This window comes from Streptomyces himastatinicus ATCC 53653 (assembly GCF_000158915.1).
GTDB classification, from domain to species: Bacteria; Actinomycetota; Actinomycetes; order Streptomycetales; family Streptomycetaceae; genus Streptomyces; species Streptomyces himastatinicus.
The window spans coordinates 5624973-5651261 of sequence record NZ_GG657754.1; the positions used below are offsets into that span (position 1 = coordinate 5624973).

General features: G+C 69.6%; 24 protein-coding genes, 1 tRNA gene and 1 pseudogene. 5 read left to right on the top strand and 21 right to left on the bottom strand.

The features are described 5' to 3' along the window. The 4 genes and pseudogenes from SSOG_RS23785 to SSOG_RS23800 all read left to right on the top strand — a co-directional run. Positions 1-1141 (top strand): annotated as a pseudogene (locus SSOG_RS23785) (dTMP kinase); the annotation flags it as partial. 69 nt (positions 1142-1210) lie between these two features. Then, a complete protein-coding gene (locus SSOG_RS23790; RefSeq protein ID WP_009716796.1) occupies positions 1211-2431 on the top strand; it encodes a DNA polymerase III subunit delta' in 1221 nt (406 codons plus the stop codon). A gap of 147 nt (positions 2432-2578) precedes the next feature. Beyond that, entirely contained in the window at positions 2579-4123 is a 1545-nt protein-coding gene (locus tag SSOG_RS23795; RefSeq protein ID WP_009716797.1) for an alpha/beta hydrolase, read from the top strand. Between the two features lie 96 nt (positions 4124-4219). Beyond that, positions 4220-4293, top strand: a tRNA-Thr gene (locus tag SSOG_RS23800). 62 nt (positions 4294-4355) lie between these two features. On the opposite strand, the gene SSOG_RS23805 is transcribed toward SSOG_RS23800, so the two are convergent. From SSOG_RS23805 to SSOG_RS23865, 14 genes are all read right to left on the bottom strand, one after another. After that, positions 4356-4610, bottom strand: a complete 255-nt coding sequence (locus SSOG_RS23805) for a hypothetical protein (RefSeq protein ID WP_106516660.1) — start codon at positions 4608-4610, stop codon at positions 4356-4358. Positions 4611-4714: 104 nt separating this feature from the next. Continuing rightward, complete coding sequence (locus SSOG_RS23810; RefSeq protein WP_009716799.1) at positions 4715-6133, bottom strand: DUF6177 family protein; 1419 nt, start codon at positions 6131-6133, stop codon at positions 4715-4717. Between the two features lie 106 nt (positions 6134-6239). Further along, positions 6240-10214 carry a type VII secretion protein EccC gene (locus tag SSOG_RS23815; RefSeq protein WP_009716800.1) on the bottom strand — a complete coding sequence of 1325 codons (3975 nt, stop codon included), beginning with the start codon at positions 10212-10214 and terminating at the stop codon, positions 6240-6242. Positions 10215-10251: 37 nt separating this feature from the next. Continuing rightward, the gene (locus SSOG_RS23820) at positions 10252-11436 is read right to left on the bottom strand and encodes an ATPase (protein WP_009716801.1); all 1185 of its coding nucleotides are present in this window, start codon (positions 11434-11436) and stop codon (positions 10252-10254) included. Between the two features lie 69 nt (positions 11437-11505). Beyond that, positions 11506-12861: a type VII secretion integral membrane protein EccD gene (gene eccD, locus SSOG_RS23825; RefSeq protein ID WP_009716802.1), complete on the bottom strand. Its 1356-nt coding sequence runs from the start codon at positions 12859-12861 to the stop codon at positions 11506-11508. Positions 12862-13006: 145 nt separating this feature from the next. After that, a complete protein-coding gene (locus tag SSOG_RS23830; protein WP_050799943.1) occupies positions 13007-13324 on the bottom strand; it encodes a hypothetical protein in 318 nt (105 codons plus the stop codon). Between the two features lie 20 nt (positions 13325-13344). After that, positions 13345-14283, bottom strand: a complete 939-nt coding sequence (locus SSOG_RS46855) for a DUF6508 domain-containing protein (protein WP_050799944.1) — start codon at positions 14281-14283, stop codon at positions 13345-13347. Between the two features lie 18 nt (positions 14284-14301). Further along, on the bottom strand, positions 14302-14706 hold the full coding sequence (locus SSOG_RS23840; RefSeq protein WP_009716805.1) for a hypothetical protein: 405 nt from the start codon (positions 14704-14706) through the stop codon (positions 14302-14304). Between the two features lie 42 nt (positions 14707-14748). Beyond that, positions 14749-17271: an ADP-ribosyltransferase gene (locus SSOG_RS23845; protein ID WP_009716806.1), complete on the bottom strand. Its 2523-nt coding sequence runs from the start codon at positions 17269-17271 to the stop codon at positions 14749-14751. Beyond that, a complete protein-coding gene (locus SSOG_RS23850; RefSeq protein WP_009716807.1) occupies positions 17268-17678 on the bottom strand; it encodes a DUF6507 family protein in 411 nt (136 codons plus the stop codon). Before SSOG_RS23850 ends, SSOG_RS23845 begins: the two co-directional genes overlap by 4 nt. A gap of 48 nt (positions 17679-17726) precedes the next feature. Further along, positions 17727-18038 (bottom strand): pore-forming ESAT-6 family protein, encoded by a 312-nt coding sequence (locus SSOG_RS23855; RefSeq protein WP_009716808.1) that lies wholly within the window; start codon positions 18036-18038, stop codon positions 17727-17729. Between the two features lie 33 nt (positions 18039-18071). Then, entirely contained in the window at positions 18072-18404 is a 333-nt protein-coding gene (locus tag SSOG_RS23860) for a hypothetical protein (protein WP_009716809.1), read from the bottom strand. Positions 18405-18540: 136 nt separating this feature from the next. Beyond that, complete coding sequence (locus SSOG_RS48840) at positions 18541-18768, bottom strand: DUF397 domain-containing protein (RefSeq protein WP_009716810.1); 228 nt, start codon at positions 18766-18768, stop codon at positions 18541-18543. Next, positions 18761-19555, bottom strand: coding sequence for a helix-turn-helix domain-containing protein (locus SSOG_RS23865; RefSeq protein ID WP_009716811.1), 795 nt, complete (start codon positions 19553-19555; stop codon positions 18761-18763). Before SSOG_RS23865 ends, SSOG_RS48840 begins: the two co-directional genes overlap by 8 nt. Before the next feature lie 131 nt (positions 19556-19686). Here SSOG_RS23865 and SSOG_RS23870 point away from each other — a divergent pair, with 131 nt between their 5' ends. Beyond that, positions 19687-19995 (top strand): hypothetical protein, encoded by a 309-nt coding sequence (locus tag SSOG_RS23870; protein WP_009716812.1) that lies wholly within the window; start codon positions 19687-19689, stop codon positions 19993-19995. Positions 19996-20049: 54 nt separating this feature from the next. Here the strand turns inward: SSOG_RS23870 and SSOG_RS56255 are convergent, their stop codons facing one another. The 7 genes from SSOG_RS56255 to SSOG_RS23890 all read right to left on the bottom strand — a co-directional run bounded on the left by SSOG_RS56255 (position 20050) and on the right by SSOG_RS23890 (position 26273). Continuing rightward, positions 20050-20796 (bottom strand): hypothetical protein, encoded by a 747-nt coding sequence (locus SSOG_RS56255; protein ID WP_039938541.1) that lies wholly within the window; start codon positions 20794-20796, stop codon positions 20050-20052. Positions 20797-20889: 93 nt separating this feature from the next. Beyond that, complete coding sequence (locus tag SSOG_RS23880) at positions 20890-21246, bottom strand: toxin-antitoxin system YwqK family antitoxin (protein ID WP_039941612.1); 357 nt, start codon at positions 21244-21246, stop codon at positions 20890-20892. After that, entirely contained in the window at positions 21243-21743 is a 501-nt protein-coding gene (locus tag SSOG_RS48850; RefSeq protein WP_009716815.1) for a YwqJ-related putative deaminase, read from the bottom strand. The genes SSOG_RS23880 and SSOG_RS48850 overlap by 4 nt, the downstream gene beginning before the upstream one ends. Then, positions 21736-22200 (bottom strand): SUKH-3 domain-containing protein, encoded by a 465-nt coding sequence (locus SSOG_RS48855; RefSeq protein WP_106516450.1) that lies wholly within the window; start codon positions 22198-22200, stop codon positions 21736-21738. Before SSOG_RS48855 ends, SSOG_RS48850 begins: the two co-directional genes overlap by 8 nt. 7 nt (positions 22201-22207) lie before the next feature. After that, the gene (locus tag SSOG_RS48860; RefSeq protein ID WP_009716817.1) at positions 22208-23224 is read right to left on the bottom strand and encodes a hypothetical protein; all 1017 of its coding nucleotides are present in this window, start codon (positions 23222-23224) and stop codon (positions 22208-22210) included. After that, positions 23221-25884, bottom strand: a complete 2664-nt coding sequence (locus SSOG_RS48865; protein WP_009716818.1) for a hypothetical protein — start codon at positions 25882-25884, stop codon at positions 23221-23223. Before SSOG_RS48865 ends, SSOG_RS48860 begins: the two co-directional genes overlap by 4 nt. Further along, positions 25881-26273: a DUF6507 family protein gene (locus SSOG_RS23890; RefSeq protein ID WP_009716819.1), complete on the bottom strand. Its 393-nt coding sequence runs from the start codon at positions 26271-26273 to the stop codon at positions 25881-25883. Before SSOG_RS23890 ends, SSOG_RS48865 begins: the two co-directional genes overlap by 4 nt. Positions 26274-26289 lie beyond the last annotated feature (16 nt).

The window sequence follows — 26289 nt, forward strand, 5'->3', positions numbered from 1 at the left end:
CCTGGTCGTGGACGCCGGGCAGCTGCCGGAGGCGGTCACCTCCGTCGTACGCCACCGCCTGGACCAGATGCTGCCGCTGTCGGAGGCGGAGCTGAAGGCCCAGGAGGAGGCCCGGAAGGCGGCCGAGGAAGAGGCGCGCCGCAAGGCCGAGGAGGAGGCCGCCCGGAAGGCGGAGGAGGAGCGGCTGGAGCGCGAGCGCCAGGAGGCGCTGGCCAAGGCGCGCGCCGAGGAGGAGGAGCGCAAGCGCCGCGAGCTGGAGGAGGCGCGGCAGCGCGAGGCCGAGCGGCAGGCGGAGGAGGCCCGTCAGCGGGCCGAGGACGCGCGTCGGCGGGCCGAGGAGGACCGCAAGCGCATCGAGGCCGAGGACCGCGCCCGCGCCGCCGAGCAGGAGCGGCTCCGCCGCAAGGCGGAGGCGCAGGCCCTGGAGCGGGCCGAGGCGGCTGCGCGCCGCCAGGAGGAGCAGCGCAAGGCGGAGGAGGCCCTGCTGCGGGCCGAGCAGGCGCGGATGGCGGCGGACGCTCCGACCGTGGAGACCGAGCTTCCGAAGCCGCCCGGTGCGGCGGATGAGGCCGGTGCGGCGCCTGATGCGTCGGCCGACGCATCGGCCGGGACGCCGTCCGACGCGCCGTCCGACGTGGCGGAGACGGTCCGGACGCCGCACTTCGACCCGCGGACGGCCCGCCCGGAGGCGGGCGAGACCGGCGCGGCCGCCGATGAGACCGCCGTGCTCCCGCCGGTGCGCCCCCGGCGCGAGCCGGATGCCGAGGAGACCACGGTCCTTCCCCAGCAGGAGTCCTCCGCGACCGACGAGACGGCTGTCCTGCCGCCGGTACGGGACGAGCGGCCCGTACGGGAGGAGGACCGGCCCGCCGATCCGGCCGACCGGGTTCCGCCGTGGATGTTCCGCAAGGAGGAGCAGGGCCAGGGGCAGGACCAGGGCCGGGCGGACGACCGGACGCGCGAGCTGCCGCAGTTCGACCAGGACCAGGGACAGGACCAGGGCCAGGATGAGCCGCGCCGTCGGCGTCCGCGCCCGGACTGGGCGGAGGAGACCCCGCTGGACGACCTTCCGACGCTCGCCGACGAACTCCTCGGCGACCCCGACCGCGACGACGAGGGCGGCGGTCGGCGCCGTCGCTGACCGCCCGGCGGTGTTGTCAGTGGGGTGCCCCACAATGGGACGCGTTGGGCAGATACGGCGGAGGCAGTCATGGCGGTATGGGACGACCTGGTCGGGCAGGACCGAGTAGCGGCCCAGCTGACCGCTGCCGCGCATGATGCGGACGCGCTGGTCACGGCCGGTGCGTCGGCCGAGCCCGCCGCCGAGCCCATGGCGTCGTCCAAGATGACGCACGCCTGGCTGTTCACCGGACCACCCGGTTCCGGCCGGGCCACCGCCGCCCGCGCCTTCGCCGCCGCGCTTCAGTGCGTGAGCCCCGACCGGGCGCTCGGCGGCGCCCCCGGCTGCGGTTTCTGCGACGGCTGCCACACCGCCCTGGTCGGTACGCACGCCGATGTGGAGGTGGTGCGTACGGACATGCTCACCATCGGCGTCAAGGAGACCCGCGAGCTCGTCCGCCGCGCCCAGCTCTCCCCGGCGGGCGGCCGGTGGCAGGTGATCGTCATGGAGGACGCCGACCGGCTCACCGAGGGCGCGGGCAACGTACTCCTGAAGGCCGTCGAGGAGCCCGCCCCGCGCACCGTATGGCTGCTGTGCGCGCCCTCCCTGGAGGACGTGCTGCCCACCATCCGCTCCCGCTGCCGCCTCCTCACCCTCCGTACGCCCCCGGTGGACGCCGTCGCGGACATCCTGATCCGCCGCGACGGCATCGACCCCGAGCTGGCCGCCTCCGCCGCCCGCGCCACCCAGGGGCACATCGGCCGCGCCCGGCGGCTGGCCACCGACGAGCGGGCCCGCACGCGCCGCAAGGCGGTGCTGAAGCTCCCGCTGCGCATCGACGACGTGGGCGGCTGTCTCAAGGGCGCGCAGGAGCTGGTCGACGCGGCGGCCGACGACGCCAAGCAGGTCGCCGAGGAGGTCGACGCCAAGGAGACCGAGGAGCTGCGCGCGGCGCTCGGCGCCGCCGCTGGTACGGGCGGGCGGCTGCCGCGCGGCACGGCCGGGGCCATGAAGGACCTACAGGACCGCCAGAAGCGCCGCGCGACGCGCACCCAGCGCGACAGCCTCGACCTGGCCCTGACCGAGCTGACGGGCTTCTACCGGGACGTGCTGGCCCTTCAGCTCGGCTCCCAGGTCGCGCTCGCCAACACCGACGTGCGGGACGCCCTGGAGCGGGTGGCGTCCGGTTCGAAGCCGGAGCGGACGCTGCGCAGGATCGAGGCGGTCTCGGCCTGCCGCGAGGCGCTGGACCGCAATGTGGCGCCGCTGCTGGCGGTGGAGGCGATGACGATGGCGCTGCGCGCGGGCTGAGCGCGGCGCGGCCGTCGCAGTGGGCCGGCCGTGGGGGCCTCCTCACCCGTACGAGTGAGTCCGGGGCCGCATGGAGCGTAGTCGGGCGGATACCCTCCGTATCGCTGGCGACTCCTCGCCGGCACCCGCGACCCGAGGGATCCGCCGATGGCCACCAGCCGCAGCAGCACGCTCACCACCATCGGCGTCGCCGTCGCGGGCGCCGCCCTGCTGTTCTCCGGCTGCTCCGTAGGAGCCTCGGCGCCGCGCGCCGAGGCCGTGCCGACGGCCGTCCCCAGCGCCCTCAAGCCGTACTACGAACAGACCCTGACCTGGCACAAGTGCCCCGGAGGCGCGGGCTTCGACTGCGCCACGCTGAAGGCCCCGCTCGACTACGCCAGGCCCGGCACCGGCCAGGACCTGAAGCTGGAGGTCTCCCGGAAGAAGGCGACCCGCTCCGCCCGCCGCATCGGCTCGCTCCAGGTGAACCCCGGCGGCCCGGGCGGCTCCGCGATCGGCTATCTCCAGAGCTTCGCGGCGATCGGCTACCCGGCGCCGGTCCGCGCACGGTACGACCTGGTCGCGATGGATCCGCGCGGCGTGGCCGGGAGCGAACCCGTCACCTGCCTGAACAACCGGCAGATGGACACCTTCACCCGGACCGACCAGACCCCCGACGACCCCGCCGAGACCCGTCGGCTCGTCGCCGCGTACAAGAAGTTCGCCCGCGGCTGCGCGGCCCGCTCCGGCCGCGTCCTCGGCCATGTCTCGACCGTCGAGGCGGCGCGCGACATGGACCTGCTGCGCGCCGCCCTCGGCGACCGCAAACTCGCCTACGTCGGCGCCTCCTACGGCACCTTCCTCGGCGCCACCTACGCCGACCTGTACCCGGCCCGCGTGGGCCGCCTCGTCCTCGATGGCGCCCTCGATCCCACGCTGACCTCCCGGCGCATGAACCGCGACCAGACCGCGGGCTTCGAAACCGCCTTCACCGCCTTCGCCCGCGACTGTCTCCGCCGCTCCGGCTGCCCCCTCGGCACGGGCACCGTGGGATACGCCCGCAAGCGGCTCAGCGCCCTCTTCCGCCGCATCGACTCCCACCCGGTCCGCACCGGCGGCTCCCGCACGCTGACCGAATCCCTCGCCACCATCGGCGTGATCACCGCGATGTACGACGAGGGCGCCTGGCCCCAGCTGCGCACCGCCCTCCGTGCCGCCCAGCGCGGCGACGGCAAGGGCCTGCTGGACCTCGCCGACCTCTACTACGAGCGCGACACCGACGGCCGTTACGCCAACCTCATGTACGCCAACCCCGCCGTCAACTGCCTCGACCTCCCACCCGCCTTCCGCACCCCCGCCGACGTCCGCACGTCCCTCCCCGCCTTCGAGAAGGCATCCCCCGTCTTCGGCAGGTCCCTGGCCTGGTCCGCCCTGAACTGCGGCTACTGGCCCGTCCGCCCGACCGGCCACCCCCATGCCCTCCGGGCCAAGGGCGCCGCCCCCATCGTCGTCGTCGGCACCACCCGCGACCCCGCCACTCCGTACCGCTGGGCCCGCGCCCTCGCCTCCCAGCTCACCTCCGCCACCCTCCTCACCTACGACGGCGACGGCCACACCGCCTACTCCCGCGGCAGCCGCTGCGTCGACACCGCGATCAACACCTACCTCCTCACCGGCCGACCCCCTGCCCCCGCCCACCGCCGCTGCACCTGACCTCCCGGTCCGCCGCCCCGGAACCCCGTACGGACCACCCCCCGGGACTGTGTAGACTTGGCGGAGCTGGTGCTGCCGAGCAGGCGCCACCAGCGTGCCGCCTTAGCTCAGACGGCCAGAGCGACGCACTCGTAATGCGTAGGTCAAGGGTTCGATTCCCTTAGGCGGCTCATCCTGAAGCCCAGGTCACACCTTGTGTGACCTGGGCTTTTTTGTGCGTCTCGCGCTCTGTTCAGGAGCCGCCACCGCCGCCGCCTCCGCCACAGCCGCCTCCGCCGCCTCCACCTCCACCGCAGGACGAGCCGCCGCCGCACGAGGAGCCTCCGCCGCAGGAGGAGCCGCCGCCTCCGCCGCCGGCCCACCAGCTGTTGGAGCCACGGCGCCTGCCGCCGAGGAGAGTGTCGTCCCTCGTCTCGGTCTTGGTCGCTTTGACGATGAGCGAGATGACCACGGCGCCGATCACGGCGGCCATCACGACAGTGAACATGGAACCCATCGAGTTCTCACCTTTCCTAGCTGGTCACCGTCGTAGACGAGTTGGGGAAGGCCCGCGGTTCGCCGCGGTAGCGATCTTTGCCTCTCGGGCGCCGATCAGGCGCCCTTCAGGTGGCGCATCAGACGCTCGAAGTCCTGCCAGCCGGAGAGGTCCGACGGGTCTCCCGGGAGGGGGTAGTACAGGGCGGGGCGGGTTTTGGGGCCGAGCTGGATCGGGGTGTCGGACAGGGGGGTGCGGCGGGCGCGGTCGCCGGGGAGCTGGCGGACTTCCTCCGCGCCGAGGACGAAGGCCAGCGGGACGCCGGGGCCCTCGAAGCGCGGTGGGACCGCGAGGTCACGGCGGGCCTTGCGGAGTTGGAGGAGCATGGACTGGAGGTGGTGGCGGGTGGCCAGGATCTCGGCGGTCCGGGGGAGGGCGTCCAGCGGGGGTTCCTCGTCGGGGCCGTAGCCGAAGGCCAGGGTGACGTCCTCCTCCACGCCCGCTGTCGTACGGCTGATGCGGACCGTGGCCAGGCCGGGGCGGGCGGGGGAGCCGACGACCACGAGCCAGGTGGGTTCGGGGGCCCGGTCGTGGGCGAGGTCGGTGAGCTGTCGCAGCGACCAGGGGAGGTTGGCCGGTTCGGCCGTGCCCCAGCCTGCCGGGGGTTCGCCGGTGATTTCGCGCCAGACCGACTCCAGGGCGCCGCCGAGGACGAGGCGGTCGTCGGCGGGGTGGACGGTGCGGTAGGAGATGGCCAGTTGGCGCTCACCGGTGTCCGCGAACTCCTGATAGGAGGCGGCGACTCGGGTGTGCGCGTCGTGGGCGGTCGCCTCGGCGGACTCGACCGTGGCGAACAGGCCGTTCTGCCAGGCCAGTACGGCCCCGGACAGGCCGTCGTAGTAGCCCTCGCGCTCGTCCTGCACGACCCAGCGCGACGGCCAGCCGCTCAGGCTGTTGCGGACGGCGGGGGAGAGGAGGACGTCGGAGGACGTGACGATCTGGAGGCCCAGTTCGGCGTCGGCGGCGGCCCGGTAGGCGTCCGCGAGCCAGGCGGTCATGGAGACCACCGGGCGGTCCTGGATGATGACCGCGACCTTGTCGGTGAGGGCGTCGACGGCGGGCTGCGCCGCGGCGGGCGTGGGCGCGACGCTCACGCCGTCGGTCTTCACCACGGCGAGGGAAGTCGCGGCCTCCGGCGGCCACGCGGAGCCGCCGGCCAGGGAGATGAGCCGGGCGGCGAAGGTACCCGCGAGCCGCTCGGCTTCCTCGACGCCGGTGGTGGCCCGGATCTCCGTCCACCAGAACGGAACCGGGGGCGCGGTGGCCCCGAGCAGCCGTTCGGCTTCGCCCGCGACCTGCACGAGCATCGGCGCCTCGACCGAGACGAGGGGGCGGCCCTCCGTGTCGCAGAGCTGCACGACGGCGTCGTCACCCGTCGTCCCGACCAGCTTGTCGGGGCCGCCGGAGAGCAGACCGGCGAGCACGCTCAGCGCGTCGGGCATGTTCGGGGTGAGGGTGATGACGTCCTTCGTCATGTGGTCGTCCGGCCCTTCGTGGTCCGTGGCGTGGTCCGTGGCGTGGTGGTCGTGTGCTCTGCGGCCCGTGTGCGCGGGGTGGCCGACGGGGTGGTCGCCCTGTGCCTCACTCGGGGGTGTAGACCGTCTGGATCAGGCGGTTCGGTCGGCCCCTGCGGACGAACACACCGCGGCCCGCGGGCTGCTGGCTCGCGTACACGCCGGGGAACAGCTGGCCCTCGCTGCGGTCGCCCGACATGAGGACGGCCGAGGCGCCCGACTCGCGCAGACCCAGCATCAGCGGCTCGTACATGCCGCGTGAGGCGCCCGCGACGCGTCGCGTCACGATGAAGTGGAGGCCGATGTCGACCGCCGAGGGGATGTAGGGCAGGAAGGGCGTGAGCGGCGCCTGCCCCGCCGTGGTCAGTACGTCGTAGTCGTCGACGAGGACCACGATCCGCGGACCGTTGCCCCAGCTCCCCGGTTCCAGGTCTTCGGTGTCCGCGCCTTCGTCGGGCAGCCGCTTGTCCAGCTCGGTGGCGATACCGGTGGCGAGGCCCGCGCACATCTTGGCGTTGTACGCGTAGCCGCCGCGGAACTCCTCGGGGATCGTGCCGCGCAAGCTGCGCCGCGGGTCCATGACGGCGAAGACCAACTCGTCCTCGCCGTAGCGCTCGATGAGGCCCTGGGAGATGGTCTTGAGGAGGTTCGTCTTGCCGCATTCGCTGTCGCCCAGGACCAGCAGGTGCTGGTCGTACTCGAACAGGTTGAGAAGGACGGGAGCGAGTGCCGTCTGATCGAGGCCGATGGGCACCTGCTTCGGCTCGGCGACCGGCCCGGGCAGCAGATGCGGTTCCAGGACGTGCGGCAGGACCCGTACGGGCTGGGCCACCTCACCGCTCCATGTGGCGCGGACGGTGCGAGCGGTGCGTTCCAGGACCGCGCCTAGATCCGAGGTGTCGGTGAGGCCGTCCGTGCGGGGCAGGGCGATCTGTGCGAAGAGCTTGCCGTCGGTGAGGACGCGGCCGGGCTCGTCGGGCGACAGGGTCTGGGCGAGCTTGCGGTCGATGCTGGACTCGCTGGGGTCGTTCAGCCGCAGCTCGACGCGGGTGCCGAAGTTGGACTGGGCCGCGATGCGGACGTCGTTCCAGCGCAGCATGCCCGCGACCACGTGGATGCCGTAGCCGCTGCCGCGCTTGAGGATGTCCACGACGGCGTCGTCCAGCTCCTCGAAGTCGTCGCGCAGCGCCCCGAAGCCGTCGATCATGAGCACGATCTCGGCCGAGGCCAGCTGGGGCAGTCGGCCCGCCGCGTGCAGGGTACGAAGCTGCTCGACGGAGTCGATGCCGTGCTGCCGGAAGAGATCTTCGCGGGCCCCGAGCATGTTGCGCACCTCCTCGACGGTGCGTGCGGCGCGCTCCCGGTCGGCGCGGCCCGCCACACCACCGACGTGCGGCAGCCCGGACAGCGCCTGTAGGCCGCCGCCCACCAGGTCGAGGGCGTAGACGCCGACTTCCTGCGGGGTGTGGGTCAGCGCGATCGAAAGGGCGAGGGTGCGCAGCAGGGTCGTCTTGCCGGATTGCGGGCCGCCGATGACGGCGGCGTGGCCGCCGGCCACCGTGAGGTCCAGGTACCACTGGCCCTGCCACTGTTTGGTGGGGTCGTCGAGCAGCCCGAGCGGTACCTGGAGCGGGCCGCGGCGCGTGGCGAGCTGCATACCGCGTACGCCGACCTCCACCGGGCCCGCGGCCTTGTCCAGGGCGATCGCGTCGGGCAGCGGGGGCAGCCAGATGCGGCGGACCGGATCGGCGGCGTTTTCCAGCTGTCCGACGACGACGCTCATCTCGGTGGGGCCGGTCTCGCGCCGCCGCATCGCCGGTTCCCCCTCACTCGAGGTCTCCGGACCGGCGAGGGTGTTGTACGCCTCGTACTCCAGGGCGAGCGGCCCGGTGTCCTCCTGCTCGGCGCGCTGCACCGGACCGCGGTAGGCACCGGATACGTAGCTCGCCTTGAAGCGCTCGTAGTGAGTGGTGTCGACCTTGAGGTAGCCGAAGCCGGGCAGCGGCGGCAGGTGGAAGGCGTCCGTGGTGTCCAGGACCGTGCGGGACTCGTCGGCGGAGAAGGTGCGCAGGCCGAGTCGGTACGAGAGATAGGTGTCCAGTCCCTTGAGCTTGCCGCCCTCGATGCGCTGGCTGGACAGCAGCAGGTGCACACCGATGGAGCGGCCGATGCGCCCGATGGACAGGAACAGGTCGATGAAGTCCGGCTTGGCGGTCAGGAGTTCACCGAACTCGTCGATGACCACGAACAGGTGCGGCAGCGGGTCGAGGTCGGGCCGCTTCTCGGTGCGCAGCGCGGCGTAGTGGCCGATGTCGGCGACATTGCCCGCGTCCTTGAGTACCTGCTGCCGGCGCTTGACCTCCCCGGCCAGCGACGCGTGGACGCGCTCCACGAGACCGGCCTGGTTCTCCAGGTTGGTGATGACACCGGCCACGTGCGGCAGGTTGGCGAACGGCGCGAACGTCGCACCGCCCTTGTAGTCGACGAGGACCATGGCGAGGTCCTCCGGTGGGTGCGTGGCCACCAGGGCGAGGACGAGGGTGCGCAGCAGCTCCGACTTGCCGGAGCCGGTCGCTCCGACACACAGCCCGTGCGGACCCATGCCGAGCTCGGACGACTCCTTCAGGTCGAGGAGCACCGGCTCGTGGGAGTCGCTGATACCGATCGGCACGCGCAGGAAGGCACGTTCACCGCGCGATGCCCACTGGCGCGAGAGGTCGAGCCCTGCCACGTCGTCGATGCCGAGCAGCCCGGCGAAGTCGACGGGGCCGGACAGGGGAGCGTCGACGAGCGACTCGGCGGACAGCCGCATCGGCGCGATCATGCGGGCCAGGCCCTCGGCGAACGGGATGCTGACCTCGTCCACGGTGCCGTGGGCGTTGATCGGTTCCTGCTCGCGCAGGTCCTCGATGACCACCCGGTCGTCGTCGACGGTGATCCGGACGCTGACGTGTCCCGGCTCCTGGACCCGCTCCTGGAGCAGGTGCAGGACCGTGACACCCATCTCGCGCAGGCCGACCGCGTCATCGGGACGCGGCAGGTCCACGGCGTCCTCACCGTGTCCGTCGGAGACGATGACCAGGCGGGACGTCATGATCAGGGCGTCCTTGCCGGACAGGCCCCGGCGCACCTCGGCCGCGTACGAGGCGCGGCGGCGCAGCTCCGCGCCGATCTGCTGGGCGAGCTGGGGCGGTGAGGGGGCGATACGGCGGGCGGCGACGGGGCCGTCGAGCTGATCGGGGTCGAGCAGATGCGGCATCCACTTGGCCCACTCCCAGTCGGCCAGGCGTTCGCCGGGCGCGGCGAGCGCGATGCCCACGTCGTCCGGCGCGTGGGTGGCGGCGGTCTGGACGAGGAGGGCGCGCGCGACGCGCAGGCAGTCCTCGCGCGGTCCGATGAGGCTGATGTTGCCGACCCGGTCGAGCGGGACGGTGAGCGGAAGTTCGGTACCGGTGCGGAAGCGGTCCATCAGCGCCGACGCCTCGTTCAGCATGAAGCGGTCGGGCGGGGTGAGGACCGACGAGCCCTGCTGGGCGATCTTCAGGTCGCGTACCGGCATCTCGCCGGTGCCGACCCGCACGCGCAGGAAGTCCCCGTCCGGGCGGCGGCGCTCCCACAGCCGGGCCGGGTCGCGCACGATGTCGTACAGGGCGTCCGGCGGCGGGTTGAGGACGTCGGCCTGCTCACGCCGCTCGCGCTCCTCGCCGGACAGCTCCTCGCGCAGGTCCTCCAGGTACGAGAGGTACGCCTCGCGCTGGGTGCGGCGGGTGCGCTGGGCCTTGCCGCGCTGCGAGAAGGCGAGGCCGAGGGTGCCTATCAGGGTGACGACGACGATGATCGCGCCGAGCCCGGCGAACTGGCTGTTCCGGACGACCGTCATCATGATCACGGACGACAGCACACCGGCGACGGGCAGCAGCGACATCGCGATGTTGCCCGCCTTCCCCTCGGGGAGGTTGGGCGGCGCTTCGATGGTGCGTGCCTCGGGTGCGGCCTGGGGCCGGACGGTCCTGGCCGGGCGGTGGATCAGTCGGGTACTCATCGGCGTCCGTCACTCACGGTCGGGCTCGGCATGGGGATCAGTGGCGCTGCTGGGAGAGCCGGAACGCGTCCGCGGCGAGGCGGGTGGCGGCCTCCCTCGTGGAGTGCGCGAGGAGTTCGGTACGGATCGTGCCGCCGGCCGCGAGGTGCCGGTCGTACGGCAGGGTCCGGACGCTCGCCCCGGTGGACGTCAGCTTCTTGACCGCCTCGCCGAGGTCGAGTCCGCTGTGCGGCACCAGCTCGGTGAGGACCACCACCGTGCCGGCGATCACGTGCGGGGGCAGCCCCTGCATCCACTGGAGCACCGCATATGTGCTGGTGACGCCCTCCAGCGTGGCGGGCGCGGTCAGCACACGGGCCTGGGCGGCGGACAACGCGACCCGGGCGACCTCGGCGGGCAGCGTCTCGCAGTCCACGACGGTCACGCCGAAGTACCGGCGCAGCGAGACCATGACCCGCTCGTACGCCCTGGTCTCCAGCATCGCGCCGATCTGCCCCTGGCTGCCGGGCAGCAGCCAGGCGTTGTTGGGGAGCTGCACGAGATAGCCGGTGACGTCCAGCAGCGACATCTGCGGCTCGACGATGCCCGCCAGGTCACCGGTGGTCCAGCGCAGCGTCTCGGCGCCGAGCCGCAGCGGCAGCGAGCCGAGCGACGGATCGGCCTCGACGAACAGGACCGGGTCCTGGCGGTAGTGCGCGTACGCCGTACCGAGCAGCGCCGCGACGGTCGACTTGCCGGAGCCGCCCCGGATGGACGTCACGGCGATCTGCCGGCCGGTGGTCACCGGCTGCTGGAGGACCTCGGCGCTGGCGGTGGTGTCGGCGACCTCGCGGGCGGCCGAGGAGGCGACGGTGCGGCGCAGGTTGCGCGTGGCCCGCGCGGCGAAGGACTCGCCGTGCCGCGGCTTGCGGCCGGTCAGGGCGAGCCCCTGGTCCACCACGGGCCGGGAGTCGGGGGTGCGCTGCGGGCGGGCCGGGGCGTACTGCTGCTGCGGCGCGCCCGGGTGGCCGGCGGCCTGCTGCTGGGGCGCGGGGTATCCGGAGGCGGGCTGCGGCACCGCCTCGTACCCGGGCGTGCCCTGTGCGGGCGCGCCGTGCGGCTCCCCGGCGGGGCCGTGCGCCCCCTGCTGCGGTGTGCCCTGCTGCTGCGGCGCCCCCTGTGGGGTGGCCCCGCCCCGCAGGTCACGCAGTACGTCGCCCTGCCAGTTGTCTCCGTTCGGCATGTCAGCCCTTCTTTTCCGCCCTGTTGCCCCGCCCGGAGCGCCTGCGCGTCGACTCGAACTTGTGGAGCATCAGAACTTGTTGAGTAGCTGTCCGTACACGCCGAACGCGCCGACGGCGAGCGGGAAGAGCCCCACCACACCGATCGACTCGACCAGATCGGCGATGCGCCGCAGCCGCACCTGCACATGCTCGGGCGGCTGCACGGCCAGGATCAGCAGCGGCAGCACCGCGGCCGCGCACAGCACGGCGAGCGGCCCGGCTCCCCCGGCGTGCTCCATCCACACCATCACCAGCCGTACGACGAGGACCGCGGCACCGGTGAAGAGCGCCACGACCTCCGCGACCAGCGGGAAGGCGCGCGCCCGGGAGAGCAGCACCAGGGCCACCAGCGAGGGGAGCGCCACGGTCCACACGGACGGCGTCGCGGCGCGGGTGAGCAGCCAGCTCCCGGCCGTCGCGGAGGCCGCGGTGACGATCGTGGCCAGTGCGAGACCGCGGTGGGTGGCCGCGAGCGCGTTGCCCACCTGGTGACGGCTGACGGAACTGCCGCCCGAACGGCGGTCGTCGAGCGCGGTGAGGCCCGAGGCCATCAGTGCGAGCCGGGGCAGCAGACCGAGCAGGATCACGGAGAAGACGGCCATCACGGCACCGAGCCGGACCGGGTCGTCCTGGATCGCGGTGACCGCCTCCCACACCACGGCCAGTCCGGTGGTGGCCGCGGCCCCGATGAGCCCCCCGCGGCCGAGCGGCGAGAAGTAACCGAGCAGGAGCAACATCACGACCAGCGCGCCCGTGACGGCGGCGAGCCGCGCCGTTCCCGACCAGCCGTAGGCATCGGCGGCGGTCCACGCGGTGAGCAGGCCGAGGCCGCCGGAGGCGAGCAGCAGCGCCGTGGCCAGCCCGCGGTTGCCCTCCCCGACCTTGGAGACCAGCGCGCCGGCGGTGAGGAGCACGAGCGTGACCGCGACCAGGACGCCCACGAGGGAGTCGAGCGCGAACTCACGGCGGGCGAGCAACGCGGCGATCACCGCGAAGGCGACCGTGGCCACCCCCGCGCTGATCCGGCGCGTGGCGGGCCGCCAGCGCCAGGCCTGAAGGTCGAGGTCGTCGGCCACCAGGTCCGTGACGTCGTGCACGACGGGGGCCGGCGGTGCGGAGTGGGCCCGGACGAGCCGCAGCACGGCGCCGTCCGCGACCTCGGCCGACGACAGCGTGCTGTCGTGCGGCAGCGCGGAGCCGTCGGACGTGATCAGCTGCCGGGTCATCGGGCGGGATGCCGCCCGGTCGTCCAGCAACTGGAGGATGTCCGGCAGCAGCTGCCCGATCGGAGTGTCGGAGGGCAGGACGATGTCGGCCCGGCGTCGCTCGCCGACCAAGGTCACCCGGCTGAGTTGCGCCCGGGATGTCGTTGTTGTGCTCACCACTTACGGGAACCTATCGTCGCGACTTGATGACTCGGGCCTGTTCGGCGTGCTCATATTACTAGGGCCTTTGCGTGGAATCCCTGGTCGGAGGTGCCGGAATCCCGTTTCGGGTACGTGAGTTGCGGTCGCCGTAATGCCGGAGATGCTACGAATTCCGAGAATTCTCCGCACTCTTCTGAGGATCTTGCGGTTTCGCCGTCTGCGGCGGCTGCTGGTATTGCTGTTCCTGCCGCTGCTGCTTCTCCTGCTCGGCCTTCTGCTTCGCCAGCGTGTGCTGGAGGAAGGACCACCCGACGCAGCCCGCGCACAGCACGGCCGCGATGGCGATCCCGGCGAACACCTTGCCGAGCCGCTCGTCCGCAGTGCGCCGCGCCCGCTGCGCGCCGAACAGCAGCGCGTCCCGCATCCTGCGCCGGCGTACCGCCACCGACTCCAGCAGCTGGCTGTCGTAATCCCGTGCCATCCGTCTTGTCGTCCGTTGCCTCAGTCGTGCGTTACGTGGGTCGTGGTCTTTGGAACATATGGCATGGGCGAGTTGGCAGTACACCCCAGGGGCGGGGCTGCGTCCGACTGCGCGGGGTGCGGAAGCTTTCTGATCTTGCGGCGTGCGACGAGATTCCAGATCAATGTGAACGGCGCGAAAACGAACCGCGAGAACGGGCTCCGCCGACCCTGCCCGGGCGGCTGGGCGTCGGGGGTGCCCCTCGCGTCGGTGCGTGCGGGCTCCGCCTCGTACCAGGTACGGAGCGACTCGACGGTGGCGTCCAGGAGGCCACTCTGCAACGCCTCGTCGATCATCCCGTCGCAGATCCGCTCCCCGAGCACCAGCACCATGGCCGCGCGGACGGCGTCGGCCGGTGACAGCCGCCCGTCCGGCGACAGCTGGGGAAGGGGGTTTGCCGACCACCGGTACTCGGTCGTGACGGCGATACCCCTCAGCGCGTTGACGGCACGCAACAGCCCCTCGCTGTAGAGGGGATACGGCATCTGGATCACGCCTCTGGCGTCCTTCTGCCCCCCACCCCACTCGACCTTCCGGTCCTCGTCCGTCAGCGCGTCGAAGGCGTCGGCGAGCTCCTGCCAGGCCGCCGCGTTGTCCCGGTCGAGCGCGGCGACCAGGCGCTGGTCGTCGGCCGGGGTGGCGGTACGGGCGAGCTCCTCGATGGCGTCCACATCGGGGGCGGCGGTGACGGGGCTGACGCCTGGCTCGCGGCTGAGGAGGCCGAGGACGTCAAGGGGTGCGACGCCGCGTTCCCGTGCCTCACGCACGTTGGCGTCGTACCACTCCATCCCCGCCTTGTAGGCATCGACGCTGCTCGCCTTGCGGTCCACCCAGCCGACATCGGCGGAGTCGCCCCAGGCGTACCCCATCACCTGTCCGTCGGGGGTGGCGACGCTGATGTAGTGCACGGGACCGGACATGTCGCTCAAGCTGTCCTGTCAGCCAGCCTTGGCAAGGGCCTCGACCGCGGCGGCGTTCGGGGCGTCGGCCAGGGAGCCGGGGAGGGGACGGCCCATGCCGGGCGGTTCCGGGTCGCCGTACAGCTCGGCGAGGGTCTGGCTCGGGCGGAGGCCGCGCGCCTTCCTCTCGCGTAGCAGGACGATCCAGGTCATGCCTTCGTTCGACGCGCGGGGGTCATTCTCCTCCCGCGGTTCGTAGGCGGCGGCGTCGTCCTCGTCGCCGGCCCAGAGGTACCCGAGGATCGAGCGGTCCTCTTTGTCGATGACGGTGAAGTACTGCACCGGCTTCTCGGTCCAGTCCTGGTAACGCGCCGGACCGCCCGGCTTCTCCCTGAACTGCAGGTCCTCTTCGAAGCTCGAGGGCTTCGGTTGCTCACTGCTCATAAGTCCACATTCCTTGAGTCGTCTGCCCGGTCCGGGACGCGGCTACGGCTTTGCCCTGGGCAGGACCTCTCCGTAGACCTGCCACTGTCCGCCCCCGTCCTTGAAGACGCGCGTCACCTTATATTCCGTACCACGAGCGAGGAGCAGCTCCCGCTCCCCCTTGTTCGAGGAGATGTGGTCGATCCAGAGCGCGGGAGTGCCCTTCGGGACCCGCAGATGCATGATCACCGGCATGTGGCCGAAGGCCGCGGTCTTGCCGAGCGACGTGGAGGTGTATCCGAGGTCGTCCCAGACACTGCCCTGCAATTCGAGTGGCGACCGCAGGTCGAGGTAGCTGACGTCGGTCCCTCGGACGACCATGACGTTCTCGGGCACTCGGCGGGCGCCCATGACCCGGTCCATGTTGTCAACGAGGCGCTGAATGTTGCCGTCCAGGGCCGCCCCCTGCCGGAGCGGGCCGTTGATGGACTTGTAGTAGAAGCTGCTGTACTTCTCCAGCGCACCCTTGGCTTCCGGGTCGAGCTGATCGAGGAAGTCGTTCCAGTGTGCGTTGCCGTACGCCTTACCTGCCTCGTCGGTGGCGCTGGGGCCGAGGTTGGTGCCGTCCGCCAGTTCGGCCTGGGCCACCGCATGCCTCTCCGCGTCAGTGCTCAGGCGGGCGAACTCGTGGTCCGACATGTGCGGCTTGTACTCGAACGGCTCCGCCGCACCGCTGCCCGGCACGTCCGTCCCCCCATGACCCGGGGCGACCGGCGCGTCGGTGCCGTGGTGCGCGGCGGCGCCCGCCACGTCGTCCACGTGGTCACCGGCGTGCGTCGCGTCGTCGCCGTGGCCGACCGCGTCGTCGCCGTGTCCGCCGTGCGCACCGTCGTGACCGTGCGCGCCGGGGGCGTCGTGGCCCGGCCCGTGCGGGGCATCGGCGGTGTGCGGGTGGCCGGTGCCGGGGACGTCGTGGGCGGGGACGTGCGGAGGGCCGGCCTGGCCCGGTACGTGGCTGCCCACCTCGCCCGGCACATGGCCGGCCGGAGCACCCGGGACATGATTCGACGGAGTCTGGTGGTACCACGGCGTTGACGAGCCGTGGCCGCCCCCGGGTACGTGTCCGGCGTTGCCGCCTGCCGCGTTGTCGAGGGACGTGGGGGCGGGCCCGTAGGAGCCCGGCGCGTGCGCGGGGCCGCCGGTCGGCACGTGGCCACCGGGGTTGGTGTGGCCGCCTGGTACGTGATCGAACGAGCCCCCCGGCGCATGCGCGCCTGCCGGGAACGGGGCTCCCGGCTGCTGGATTTGCCAGGACTCCGGCAGACCGGAGGCACCGTGGCCCGTGCCGTGCGCGGCGGGGGCCACGTCGACGGAGCCCGGAGGCGGGGGGACGAGGTTGCCGTTCGGCTCCAGGAGGGATCCGTTGGGCAGCTCTACCGCGCCGTCGGGCAGATGGGGGACGTCGACCTTCCCGATCCCCTTCAGCCCCTTGGTGATGTCGCCGATCTTGGACAGTCCTGCGCCCGCGCCCTTGGCGACGTAGGTCATGGGGTCGATGACCCGGCCTGCCTTGCCGGCGACGGAGAGGGCCTTGGCGACGGCGCCCGCCTTGCCGGCTCCTGCGGCGGCTCCGCCGGCGCCGCCGGTGAAGACAGTGGTGACGACGTTGAAGGTGACCGCTCCGGCGGCCCGGCCCGGGTTCTTGCCCCATTCGTCCCAGGCGACCAGAGCCTTGCCGGTTTCCTTCATGGCCGTGCGCGAGTCGCGGAGCCAGGAGGGGAGTTTGTCGTCGGGCAGGCCCCAGAAGGCTTCCCTGGCTCCGGGGACGGCGCTGATGGCCAGGCCGGTTCCCAGCTGGGCGAGGCCTTTCCAGGCTTGGCCCATGGCGTCCCAGCCGCCGCAGCCGACGAGCGTGCCCAGGCCCTTGATCGTGCCCCAGACGCCGTCGACGATGACGCCGTCCCAGACGAAGGATTTGACCCAGTGGCCGACTTCCCAGGCGTGGTGTTTTTCCTCGACCGGGTCGCCCCAGGGGAGTTTGGCGTTCTTCAGGTCATCCGCGTTGAAGCCGTACTGGTTCTTGGCCTTGGATCCGTCGCCGGCGACCATCTGGGTGCCGCCGAAGAGGGCGGTGATCTTGTTGTGGCAGGTGCGCTCGGCCGCCCAGAACGCGGCGACGGTGGCGGTGATGTCGTCGCGGAGCTGGTTGTGTTCGTCGACTTTGTCTTCGTCGTATTCCCAGTCGTCGTCGTCCTTGTTGTCGTTGACGAACTGGGTGGCGTCGGTTTTGAGCTGGGTCAGCTTGGTGACCAGGGGGCGGATCTCGGTGGCGTACTCCGACAGGGCGCTGGAGACTTTGCCCAGGTCGTCGGCGAAGGTGTCGGCTCGGTCCTTGACGGGTTTGGTGGTGGCGAAGAGCCGTTCGGCCTCGGGTGCCTTGTAGTAGGCGGACAGGCCCTGGAAGTGGGTGTGGACGTCCGCGCCGGTGTCCCGGATGTGCCCGGCGTCCGTTTTGAGGTTGCCGTGGGCTTTTTCCAGCAGTTCCAGGTTTCCGGTGTACTGGGGAATCTCTCCGGGCTTGATCATCCGGTCTGCTTCCCCGGCTTCTTCGGGTCCAGATCGGGTGCGCTCAGGGCCTTGGTCTGGGCCTGAGCAGCCCGTTCGGCCATGTGCTGGCCGCCCTTGAGGTACTCGGTCGTCGCGTCCATCGCCCCGTTCAGCGACTTGCCCGCACGCGCCGCGATGAACTTGAGATCGGGGGTGGTGTGCTCCGCGAACTGGGACAGAGCCAGGGCGACGAGGCCGCCCTTGGCCTCCCCGCCCTTGCCGCCACCGCCGCTGTCGCCATCGGCGCTGATGGTGCCGGCATTCTCTGCGGCCGACTGAAGATGCTTCCCGTACGACGTCGCGTGCTTCTCGATCTTCGCGGCGAACTCGCCCGTCGTCTTCAGCACGCTCGAAATGCCCTGCGGTTGCAGGTCCCAGCCCGTCATGACTTGCTTCGCGCTCCCCGTTACCGCCTGGTGCCTGTACGCACCAGATCAGCCGATGTTGTCGACCGCGGACTTCGCACGCGAGAGCGTGTGCTGGGCCGTGCCGTCGTTCTTCTCCAGTACCGTCTTCAGGAGCTGGATGATGCTCTTGACCTCCTGGGAGGCGCGGTTCCAGCGCAGTTCCTTGCCGTGGTACTCGTCCGCCACACCGTCCGCGGTGAAGTCGGTCATCGCCGCCTTCACCTGAGCGTCGCGCGCCGTGATCACCTGCTCCAGACGCGCGACCACCGCCTGGATGTTGACCTGCGCGTCCCCAGAGGCACCCGTGTCGTAGGAACGACGGTCATTGCCACCAGCCATCAGTCACTCACTCCCCGTCAAGTCCCGCAAAGATCAGCGGCCGCCGAAGCGGGCCGCGTCGAAGTTGGCTGCGGACATCTGCTGCCGCGCGTTGTCGCCATGCTCCTGGTCGCCCGAGCTGAACGCAGAGTCCATGCCCGCCTGACCACCGAGAATGCCTGACAGGGAACTCTGCAGAGACGAGGCGATCTCGTCCGACCGCGCCTTGAACGAGTCGAACATGACCTTCCCCGACCCGTTGAACTTCCCCTCCAACGGCTCCGCCGCCTGCACCAGTTGACGGATCAACGTTCCGAGGTCGTCGCTCGACCCACGCGACTTCGACTTCAGAGTCGACAGAACCTGCGATCCCATGTCGAACTTCATCTGGACTCCCCCTGCCAGGCTGAGCGGCTATATACGCAGAGTCCATCTCTATCAAGTGCCGGAAGGGCCCTGCAATGGGGGTTGGCTGATTGTGACGCGTTCATGGCTGAGTCGTGCCGCTGGGGCGGCGGGCGCATCATCCCGATGTGAGTCGAACGTCGCCTTTGACTGCGGTGACGAACGACGACCAACTGGCCGCCGGGAAGAGCAGCGCGGGGCCGTGGGGGTTCTTCGAGTCGCGTACGGGGACGCCTGACGGATGGCCATCCAGCACCTCGACGCAGCTGCCCCCATCGGGGTTGCTGTACGACGACTTCCGCCAGGCGCCCAGCGCGGCCGTGCTCCGGATTATGTGCTCAGCCATGATGTCCGTACTCCTTCGCGGTCGCCCTCATCAGGGCAAGTGACTCCTTCAGCGGCAGTGCGTCACCCAGCACAAGAGCGTATGTGGCTCGAAGCCGTTCAACCAGGGAGGGAGAGTCGTGCAGCCTGCCGACGCAATGAGCTTCGCTGTAGGCGGCCGGGGGCTGGTCCTCGAAACACATCAGCGACAGCATGCTCGACAACAACGGGTGAGTACCCAGGCCGAATGGCAGGACATGAATGCGTACGCGGTGGCTCTCCCCCAGACCGACCAGGTGCATGATCTGCTCGGCCATGACCTCCGGGCCGCCGACCGGGCGGCGTAGCACCGCCTCGTCAAACAGAGCACACACTACGGGCGTCACCGGGTCGTTGAGGATCGCCGCTCGCTCAAGTCGTGCGACGGCGAGCTTGTCACATTCCTCGTCACTCCGAGGGGGGAACGTAGAGCGCAGGACCGCATCTGCGTACCTTTTGGTTTGCAGGATGCCGGGGACGTAGGACAACGCGAACTCGTGGATCATGGTTGCCTGTTGTTCGAGCTGCCGCGCGGCCTCGAAGTAATCGGCGACCGGTGTGTCGTCCTGCGGCAGGAAACTGCTCAGCACATTGCCCGTGTTCAGGGCCTGGTCCAGGCGCCGGGCGTCTTCCTTGGACGGGATGCGGCGGCCTGCCTCGATGTGGGAGATGTGCGAGCGGGTCATGATCGCCGCGTCGGCCAGTTCCTGTTGGGTCATGCCCGCCGCTTCGCGTTGTTCCTTGAGCCAGTCGCCGTAGATGCTGCCCACCGGTCAACCCCCTTGCGACAGAACCTCTGTCACCTGCTGATTACTGGCGAGCCTAGCCCGCGTCGTCTCACTCTGTGAGTGGATCGCTACATAGCGATGCACGAGAAAGTCGATGACATGGAGGTAGCCGCGTGATCAGCCTGCCGGGCGGGGCCCGATTGCTCCCTTGGGCCACTGCGGAGGGCAAGCCCTGTTACGTCATCGGCGACGGGACGGGTTACGTGTCCCGCGTCGCCGACAACATGGAGTGCGTGCAACTCGGCATGGCCGCGGACCTGCTCGACCACGCCGCCGACATGCTCGGCGACGGCAAGGCCACCCCCGTGCAGCTCCGGTATCTCGCCGCGCGGCTGGCCGAGGCCTTGCGCGATGCGCACCGGATCGCTGAGAGCCGGGGAGCCCGCTTGTCCGAGTTCACGCCCCCTTCAGGCGGCGCATGAGGCGTTCGAAACCCTGCCGCCCGGACAGGTCCGCCGGGCCTCCCGGCCGCGGGGTCATTGCTCGGCGCCAGACCTTTTTTCGATGACCGCTTCAATGAATCGGGCGGCTTCGACGTCCCCAATCCGGGTATATGCGGCGGGCTGTAGTTCCTCTGTCGGCTCCCAACGAAGGCTCCAGGTGAAGATCTCGTCGCGCCTTTCCGTTCCACCGTTCAAGAGGCGTTGCCTCAGGACAGGCCCATGGGTCCCTGCTGCCGCGTAGTACGTGATCCGCCCTTCGGCATCAAGGGCGTCCAAGGTGGCGTTGCCGAGCGTGAGGAAGGGCGTGGTCCTGAGGTTGTCCCGCAGGCTCAGGGGTTTGATCGCTACGCCGGTCAGATCGAGGAACCCTGCGTGATCGGACAGGAATTCTCCGCCACGTTCATAGAAGAGGATCAGCGGCTCATAGAGGTCGGCCAGATCAGGAAGTGTTGCCGGCTTCTGGTCTCGGAGCCAGGCCAGGCGTACCGCGCCCAGGCACGTCTTTCGGATGGAGTACGAGGCGATGCTGCTGAGCAGTTCGTCCAGCTCCGTGGCGAGTTCGGACGGCAGGCGGAAGTTCGGATCCACGTAGTCGGTGACGTCGAAGAAAGGCCACGCGGCCTCGGAGGCATACGCCTGCGCCCAGAGCGCGGCGCGCCGCAGGTACTCGCGCATCAACAGGCGGCGTGAGCGTGCACGACGGCGTACGGAATTCCAGTCGCCGATCCAGTCGACAGCTCGGAGCCGCTCCAGCGTGATGAACGACGACCTGCCGGTCACGTCAACTTCCCCCGTATGCGGTCGTACGGAACGGATGAGCTCGGTCGCGGAGGGTCGCAGCCGCCCCTGGTGGGATCACTCTTGGCGGTCGTCTCAGCTCTTGCGCCAGTCCTTCGTGGGTTGCCCTTCTTCGTCCCACTGAAGGTCTTCCAGAATGGCCTGTCCGTTCTCAGTGAATAGCCGCTCGGAGGCGAGTGTGCCATTGGGGTGCCACGTTCTCGAGACGCCGACGGGGCACCCCATGTGCGCCGTGCCTTCGGAGCGGAGCGTGCCGTCCATGTACCACTCGCGACTCGGACCATGCTGGATGCCGTCCACGTACGCATCCAGGCTGACGACCGCGTCTCCCAGGCGCTCCTCAACCTCACCGGTGAACAGCTCGCCCTGGTACAACAGGCGTTGGCCATAGTCCATGTCGACTTCGGGATCGTCGATGTCGATTCGCTTCACGTCAGCCAACAGAGATTCCAGTTGTCGTTATTCGGCGGATTACCGGGGCACCTGCCCTGGAAGCCATCTAGCCCGCCTGGCAGCGTGCATGGTGTGCCTTGCTCGGGTGGGCTGTCGTCAGAGAGTGATGTGCACGCCCAGTTCCTGGGGGTGCATACGCTGCGGGGTTCTGTGGTTTTGCCGTGATCTGGGTGCCCTTGTCCGCGGATCATCTTGGAGGCCATGGCGGAACCGTCGAAGTGCGGAGCTGTCTCTTGGAGTGTGGTGGTGCGGCCGTCGTCCCGTGCGTCGTCCAGGGCCCACAGCTTATCGGACACCAAAGCGGACTCGGCGCAGCTTCCCGTGAAGAACCTGCGCTGCTCGGGCGGTAGCGATCCGACGAAGCCCGAGATGGCGGGGTGGAGATTCGCCTTGCCCTCGCCGACCAGGCTGGTGTGGCTGACCACTTTGCCGCCGACCAGCAGGGAAGAGGCAACCGCCGGGAACTGCTCAGACAAAGAAATCCTCCGCGTCTGGATCGGTGACGCCGCCCATGAAACGAGAGAATGCGTCGAATTCATTCTCCCTCAAGTAGTACCCTCCGGTGTGGTGGAGGTGGAAGAAGCGTCCTGTTTCGTCTACCAGGAGAATTCCTTGCTCGGACGTTTCGTATCCGATCGGAAAAATTTCGACTCCGAGTCCGAGTGCCAGTTCCCGGATCGATGCGGCGTCACCGTCGTACCCGACCGTCGGCTTCACTACCCAGGCAACCCCCGGTACTGTGGGGTGGCTGAGAGTGAGCAAGCCATAGGTGTGGATGAAACGTACGGCGGCCGGTACTGGTGTCAGAGGTGCTTCCTGCCGCTCGGTGTCCCGTACCCGTACCTGAATGAGTTCATCGGCGTGCTCTCCAATGTCGCGGCCCGGGGACCAGCCATTCCGGGTCAGCCAGTCGTGCACGAGTTGATGTCCCATCAGGATGTCAGTAGCGGCCTGACAACTCTTCCAGGAAGTCCAGGGACGGGGCTTCTTGCGGAGTAGCTTCGGTGATCGTGCCAATTTTCGGTCGTGAGGGAAGACGGGTCAGCCAGTCGAGAGCTGCTACGGCGTCGAGCCCTTGCTCGTGCGCTGTTCTGAGGCGTAGGAGCCATTCCCTTCCAGCCTCGAATGCCTCGTCGCCAGCTGCTGTTCGGGGCTCGTAGCACGCGGCGTTGTCACCGATGGAAGCCCAGACGTAACCGATAGTCCGGCCCTCACGCTGAATAGTGAAGTACCGCACCGGGTGGTCGGTGATCTCTTCATAATCGTTCTCGGTCAGCGGTAGGTCGGCTCGGAGCCGACGGGATCGAGCCGGGACCTCGAAGGTTCCCCAGGAGTCGGCATAGGCAGTCCCCTCGACCATCGGGTCCTCGAAGCCAGTCTCCGTTGGGGTCGCGTGACGGTTCGGGTCGCCGGGGGTGGGCGCGCTTCCGAGCGCTGCCGAGATCTCCTCCAGGGCGGCGGCAAGCCTGGGAGCGTTTTGTGCGTGTACCGAGATTTGCTCGCGCTCACGCGTATCCATGGTCAACCAGGCGTCAGAGTAGGTTTCCAACGTGACCACGATGAGATTGCGTTGCCAGATGTCAACTGTGGCGACGAATAGTTGTTCTACTCTGTGGGTATTTCCTGATTCATACCACAGGCCGGGGCACTGAGCCCGAGCGCTGACGACGAGGTCACCCTCATTTTTTTCTACCCGGCTAACGGCGTCCGAAATGGTGGTCCCGGAACGGAACGAACCTGCATGCAGAATCTGATCTTGGACATGCACCCAGGTGTCACTCATGTTGCCTCTGGGCCGTGCCGAGAAGCTGATTCTTCCTGGCGGGGTTGCCAGGTCGAACTTGGCCAGGATGCGCCAGATTGCGGTGGTGATCTCCACGGCGCGAGAAGGGCGGGCGTCGCCATGGCTGGGGGTGATCTCCCATGTCCAGTCGCCGATGGGATCCGTGGTGATCACAGCATGTCCTTAGGGTCGGTCTTGCTCCCCGGTGGGATCACGAGTGTTCCGTCGTCCAGACGTACGACAAACGTGATGCCCTCGCCCTTCGGTCCTCGTCCGCCTCGATGGATGTCCATGAGGTCATCGTAGGCACCGTTGGACATCCACTCGGCGCGACTTCCCTTTCCGCCGTCCACGAGCATGACCTGATGGTGTGCTTCGGATTTGGCCAACTGGAGCAGGTACTTGCCTCGAGTGATCTCATTTATGGGGTCTATGGGATCGTTGAGGTGCTTCATCTGGTAGGCGTATATTTCCCCGGATTCATCCTTGATGCGCACGTCCATGTCGGCGCCCACTGGGACCTTTTGTTCGAAATCGATGGCATGCGCGGGTACGCCGCCGCGAACCAACTCGTCCGCGAAGAGGATTTGGTCGGCGGCGGGCCGGTACATTGCCTCTTTTCGTGCTCCGAGAGCGGACACGACTTCCCCGAAATTGTCGCGTTGATTGAATTTTCCAGAGGAGATGACTTCGGCAACTTGCTGCCCGCCAGGTTCCGACGCGAGCCGGTCGAGTGCCCGCTCCAGGACATCCGGCTTCGGTCGCTTCTTGCCCGGGATGCCCTTGACTGCGTCACGGAGACGCTGTTCTGTTTCGCCTCCGCGGGCCATGGGCTGTGCTTCGTGGCCAGCCGGGTCTCTCGGCTCGACGGGTACATCATGGTTGGAGCTGTGGGAGCCATGTGGGGGTTCTGTCCCGCCAGGGGTGCCGGTGTCGCCGTGCCCGTGTGAATTCGGTTCATGGCTATCGCCGTGGTGGACACCGTCATCTGCATGGCTGTTCAGTGCTGTGCTGTCGCCATGAGATGCGGTCGACGACGGGTCACGGGGGCCACCTGGGGGTTCATGGCTGGCGGAGGGGCCGTGGCCGAGGTCGTGGGCGCTGCCACCGGGGAGGTGGTCGCCTGCGTGGCCGCCGGGCATGTGGTTTCCGCCCAGCCCGCCGCCCGGCAGGTTGTCCCCGACGTGGCCTGTGGGTAGCTGGTCACCGACGCCGCTGCCCGGGAGGTTGTCGCCGATGTGGGACGGGCCGGGGACGGTGTCGCCGGTGCGGCCGATGTCTCCGAGGTCGTTGCCGAGGCTGTCGCCCAGGCGGATGTGGGTGGCGTTGTCGGTGGTGCGGGCGCCGGCGCCGACCAGGGCCGGCTGTTTGGCGGGGTTGGTCGGGTCGGGGGCGTTGGTGTCGGTTGCCGGGGCGGTGTTCGGGGGGTCTTCCTTGCGGGCGTTGTCGATGCTGTCGAGGACGTTGCCGTGTTCGTCGAGGAAGTTGCCGTCCGGGTCGTAGTACCGGGCGGGTTTGCCCGGGTCGGTGGGCAGCTTGGTGGTGCCTTCCGGGAGCGCGGGGACGTCGTCGGGCAGTTTGACGGTGCCGTCGGGGAGCTTGGCCGCGCCCTCGGGGATGGCGGCGCCCTCGGGGAGGTCGACGGTGCCATCGGGCAGCCTGACGGTGCCTTCGGGGAGTTTGATCGTGCCGTCGGGGAGTTTGGGGATCTCGATGGCCTGGATGCCCTTGAGGCCCTTGGCGATGTCGCCGACCTTGGACAGACCCGCGCCGACGCCTTTACCGACGTAGGTCATGGGGTCGATGACCCGGCCCGCCTTGCCGGTCGCGGACAGGACCTTGGCGACCGCGCCGGCCTTACCCGCGCCGGAGGCGGCTCCGCCGGCGCCGCCGGTGAAGACGGTGGTGACGACGTTGAAGGTGACGGCTCCGGCGGCCCGACCGGGGTTTTTGCCCCATTCGTCCCAGGCGACGAGGGCCTTGCCGGTCTGCTTCATGGTGTTGCGGGAGTCGCGGAGCCAGGAGGGGAGTTTGTCGTCGGGCAGGCCCCAGAAGGCTTCCCTGGCTCCGGGGATCGCGCTGATGGCCAGGCCGGTCCCCAGCTGGGCGAGGCCTTTCCAGGCTTTGCCCATGGCGTCCCAGCCGTCGACGCCGACGAGGGTGCCCAGGCCCTTGATGGTGCCCCAGACGCCGTCGACGATGACGCCGTCCCAGACGAAGGATTTGACCCAGTGGCCGACTTCCCAGGCGTGGTGTTTTTCCTCGACCGGGTCGCCCCAGGGGAGTTTGGCGTTCTTCAGGTCATCCGCGTTGAAGCCGTACTGGTTCTTGGCCTTGGATCCGTCGCCGGCGACCATCTGGGTGCCGCCGAAGAGGGCGGTGATCTTGTTGTGGCAGGTGCGCTCGGCCGCCCAGAACGCGGCGACGGTGGCGGTGATGTCGTCGCGGAGCTGGTTGTGTTCGTCGACTTTGTCTTCGTCGTATTCCCAGTCGTCGTCGTCCTTGTTGTCGTTGACGAACTGGGTGGCGTCGGTTTTGAGCTGGGTCAGCTTGGTGACCAGGGGGCGGATCTCGGTGGCGTACTCCGACAGGGCGCTGGAGACCTTGCCCAGGTCGTCGGCGAAGGTGTCGGCTCGGTCCTTGACGGGTTTGGTGGTGGCGAAGAGCCGTTCGGCCTCGGGTGCCTTGTAGTAGGCGGACAGGCCCTGGAAGTGGGTGTGGACGTCCGCGCCGGTGTCCCGGATGTGCCCGGCATCCTTCTTCAGATCGCCGTGGGCCTTTTCCAGCAGCTCCAGGTTGCCGGTGTACTGGGGAATCTCTCCCGGCTTGATCATCCGGTCTGTCTCCCGGGCTTCTTCGGGTCCAGATCGGGTGCGCTCAGGGCCTTGGTCTGGGCCGCTTGAGCCCGCTCGGCCATGTGTTGACCGCCCTTGAGGTACTCAGTCGTCGCGTCCATCGCCCCGTTCAGCGACTTGCCCGCACGCGCCGCGATGAACTTCAGATCAGGCGTGGTGTGCTCCGCGAACTGGGACAGGGCCAAGGCGACCAAGCCGCCCTTGGCCTCCTTGCCACCACCGTCGGCGCTGATCGTGCCGGCGTGCTCCGCAGCCGACTGGAGATGCTTCCCGTACGACGTCGCGTGCTTCTCGATCTTCGCGGCGAACTCGCCCGTCGTCTTCAGCACACTCGAAATACCCTGCGGCTGCAGGTCCCAGCCCGTCATGTCCTACGTCACCCCC